We start from the raw sequence: 3,452 nt of genomic DNA, 5'->3' as shown, positions 1-3,452 counted from the left end.
GGGACGAGAAGGCCGCCGGATTTTGGTAGGCTTCGAAATCCGGCGGCAATCTTTTCTCTCTTTTCTCCTCTCTTTGCGAACTCTGCGATCTTGAGAGAGGAGCGAACGCGACGAACGGGCGAGAGATAATGCTTTTGTCTTTCGTCTTTCGCCTACTCCACGATGCACACCGCCAGCCCCGCCCCCTTATGCAGGATGGTCGCAGCGAGCCCGCCGGCAAGGACAGGGACCGCGCCGTGCCTGCCAAGGACGAGCGTACGGTACCGGCCCGACTTTGCCTCCTCGAGGATCGCTTCTGCCACCGTCACCGTGTCGCCGGCCACCATGGTCTCGATCTGCCCGCCCTCGATACCTTTCTCCGCGAACAGCCGGCGTGCCTTCTCAAAGAGGGGCTCGAGCACCATCTTCTGGTTCGCGAACCACCTGTCGATGACCACCTGTCGCTCCTCTTTCTCCTCGGCCGTGAGGATATGCCCATCATCCCAGAATTGCGGCGGTATGTTCGGGATGACATAGAGTAGCGTTACCTTGATATCCCTGAGCCCCGAGAACTGGTCCGCCACATAGTTCACAGCCTTGAAGGCGCTCTCGGAACCATCAAAGGCGATCAAGACATTCCTCTCATCCATGGCCCCTCCTTTTGCTGCAAGCTCTACTATTAAGCCTAGCACCTTATCCCGGATGCACAACACGAAAGGGATACGCCCGACCCTGTCGCGGGTATGGGCAGTCCGCCGTCGAGGTAAGGCTCAAGGACTTTCCTCTCGCCCGCTTCGCTTGAGTCCACGGAGATCGCAGAGAAACGATTCGGCCGGATTTCGAAGCCTTCCAAAATCCGGCCGGCTTTGCATCCCGTCTGGGACGGGAGGCAAAGAAGGAGCTTGGTTTCAGGTGGGGGGATGGAAGTCTTGGGGGGTAAGGTAGTGTGGGGGTTGGAGGATGGGGTATAGGACCCATAGGACCTATGACTACAGGGAAGATGAGGGGGGATAGCTTGTTCAGGATAAAAAAACTATTTGTTTCTCTCCCGCCGGGACGGCGGGACGAGAAGGCCGCCGGATTTTGGTAGGCTTCGAAATCCGGCGGCAGTCTTTTCTCTCTTTTGGTCTCTCTCTGCGTCCTCTGCGAACTCGAGAGAGGAGCGCAAGCGACGAACGGGCGAGAGATAATGTCTCTTTTCTAGGGCAGGTATACGCCCGTGCCGATGAAGTAGTCTGTGCCGGGGATGGGTTCAACGTAGCCCAGTTTGGGCGCCTCGGTCTTGGAACCCGGTTTTACCCAGTAGAAATCGACGAATCCGCCGCCCTTTTTCGCGGCTTCGAGGAGAGCGCGGATGACGTATTTGCCCTTGGTGTCCTTGTAATCGTACAGGTTCTTGCCCTGCAGGTCTTTCTGTGCGGCATGGGCGATGTTGACGCACTTTGAATCGTAGACGTAGAAATATCCCGAATTATCGGCGTAGAAGCGCACCGGGGCGATAAAGGACCGGATCAGGGCGGCGCGGTCCTTCTCATTCTTCACGTTCGCCAGGGCCCCGCCCAGGGCGGCGGCAAAGCTGTGGGTCATGACTTTGGCGGTATCCTTGTACTGTTCGATGGGCGCGGCCTTCGGCGCTGCCTGGGGGGCTGCCTCAGCGGGGACCGTAAAGCACACGAGCAACGTGAGGCCGAGAACGAGTGCGAACATTGAGAAAATGCGGGTACGTGATGCGATCATAACGGTAAATCCTCCTGTCATTAAGATGGTTTCAGGGTTCAAGAGTTCAAGAGTTCCATGAAAAGGAAACTGTCTTGCTGTCCTGCAGCTCTGAAACAATGGAACGGCCGATTGCCGTATCCTTCCTGTTCATAGATAGTTGAAACGAACCGTATATGCCTGTGTTATCGCGCCAAGTGCCTTGAAGCTTAACAGAAAGGGAAAAAAGCTTCAAGGTTACCGCATCCAGATGGATCTTTGTCGGCACGAGAAAGAGAGATCTATCTTTAGATCTTTCCCTTGAACCCTTGAACTCTTGAACCCTGAAACCGTCTTCAATCTACCACCGCCAGGAAGTCGATCTCGATGAGCCAGTCCGGACGCAGCAGGCTGTGGACCACGACCCCCGTCGCTGCGGGATAGCTGCCTTTCCGGAAGTACTCCCTCCGTATGGCGGCGGTCTTCAGATAGTCGGGAACTGCCTCGGGAGCGATGTAGTCCGTGGTCTTGATGACATCGTCCATGCTTGCCCCCATCTTTTCGAGAAGCTTTTTCACACTCTCGTAGATATAACGGACCTGCGCCTCAAGGTCGCCGGCGTGGACGGTCCGGTGGTTCATGTCTGTGGCCACCGAGCCGGAGATGGCAATGATCTTGCCCTTCTTCACCCCGTCGCTCCAGGTGAATTGCTTGCGTTCATACATCTCTTCGTAGATGTTATGGCATTCTTTTTCCATGGTTGTCGCTCCTTTATCGATATGTGCCTGCCCCCTGGCTCGCCATCAGTTCTCTCGCGCGGCGGTACTCAACGAGGTCCGCGACGGTGACGACGGGCATGGAGTGTGTCTCGGCAAACGTCACGATGTCCGGCAGGCGGGCCATGGTCCCGTCGGGGTTCGTAAGCTCGCAGAGCACACCGCAGGCTTTAAGCCCCGCCATCCTCGCGAGGTCGACCGTCGCTTCCGTGTGCCCCTGCCTCTCCAGGACGCCCCCGGGTCGGGCCCTCAAGGGGAAGATGTGTCCCGGGCGGCTTAAGTCCTCCGGCTTCGCCTCGTCGGCGACGGCTGCTTTCACCGTTGCAACCCGATCGGCTGCGGACACACCCGTCGTTACACCCCGGGCGGCCTCTATGGACACGGTGAAAGCCGTCTGGAACCGGCTGGAGTTGCGCTCGACCATCATGGGGAGGCTGAGGGAACGCACCTTCTCCGGGGTCAGGCACAGGCAGACGATGCCGCTGCACTCCCGGATCAACATGGCCATCTGGGCCTCGGTGAGCGTCTCGGCGGCGAAGATCAGGTCGCCTTCGTTCTCCCGGTCCTCGTCGTCGGTGACGAGCACCCCCCGTCCCGCCCTCAGGGAAGAGAGGGCGTTTTCCACACGCTCGACGGGGTCCCCAAAACGTGCTAACAGTGTTCGATCCATGGCAATACCTCCTCGACTAAGATGGGCTTACCAGAATCAGGGCACAGAGATGACAGCTATGGCGTCCGTACGGACAGACTCTCGCCGGGTCACGGACCCGAGGCGGTCTTGCAGGGGCTAATGCTGTCTTATCCTCTTCCATCCGGACTGTAACCGTCGGCTCTGGCCTCTCACCAGATCTACTGACCTCCTTTCCGATCGAAAGGAGCGTTCGCGGGCTCCCCGGACCAACTCTCCGGGATACCGCCGGTAGGGACTTTCACCCTGCCCTGAGAATAAGCTCGAAAAGGATACACCAACCGTGGGGCCGCTGTCAAAAACCGAAAACGGTT

Annotated in this window: 4 protein-coding genes and 1 riboswitch; all 4 genes read right to left on the bottom strand. The window is 58.1% G+C overall.

What is annotated here, in order from left to right; genetic code table 11:
• Positions 1-152 precede the first annotated feature (152 nt).
• The 4 genes from GXX82_17400 to ribB all read right to left on the bottom strand — a co-directional run bounded on the left by GXX82_17400 (position 153) and on the right by ribB (position 3,120).
• The gene (locus GXX82_17400) at positions 153-629 is read right to left on the bottom strand and encodes a universal stress protein (protein ID NLT24821.1); all 477 of its coding nucleotides are present in this window, start codon (positions 627-629) and stop codon (positions 153-155) included.
• A 550-nt stretch (positions 630-1,179) separates the two neighbouring features.
• Entirely contained in the window at positions 1,180-1,686 is a 507-nt protein-coding gene (locus GXX82_17395; protein NLT24820.1) for a C50 carotenoid epsilon cyclase, read from the bottom strand.
• A 344-nt stretch (positions 1,687-2,030) separates the two neighbouring features.
• A complete protein-coding gene (locus GXX82_17390) occupies positions 2,031-2,432 on the bottom strand; it encodes a RidA family protein (GenBank protein ID NLT24819.1) in 402 nt (133 codons plus the stop codon).
• Positions 2,433-2,445: 13 nt separating this feature from the next.
• The gene (ribB, locus tag GXX82_17385) at positions 2,446-3,120 is read right to left on the bottom strand and encodes a 3,4-dihydroxy-2-butanone-4-phosphate synthase (protein ID NLT24818.1); all 675 of its coding nucleotides are present in this window, start codon (positions 3,118-3,120) and stop codon (positions 2,446-2,448) included.
• Between the two features lie 126 nt (positions 3,121-3,246).
• A riboswitch (FMN riboswitch) is annotated at positions 3,247-3,401 on the bottom strand.
• Positions 3,402-3,452: the final 51 nt, after the last annotated feature.

It is taken from the genome of Syntrophorhabdus sp. (assembly GCA_012719415.1).
Classification (GTDB): Bacteria; Desulfobacterota; Syntrophorhabdia; order Syntrophorhabdales; family Syntrophorhabdaceae; genus Delta-02.
Note: the sequence above shows the minus strand (reverse complement) of the source record. Positions and strands in the feature narration are given on the sequence as shown.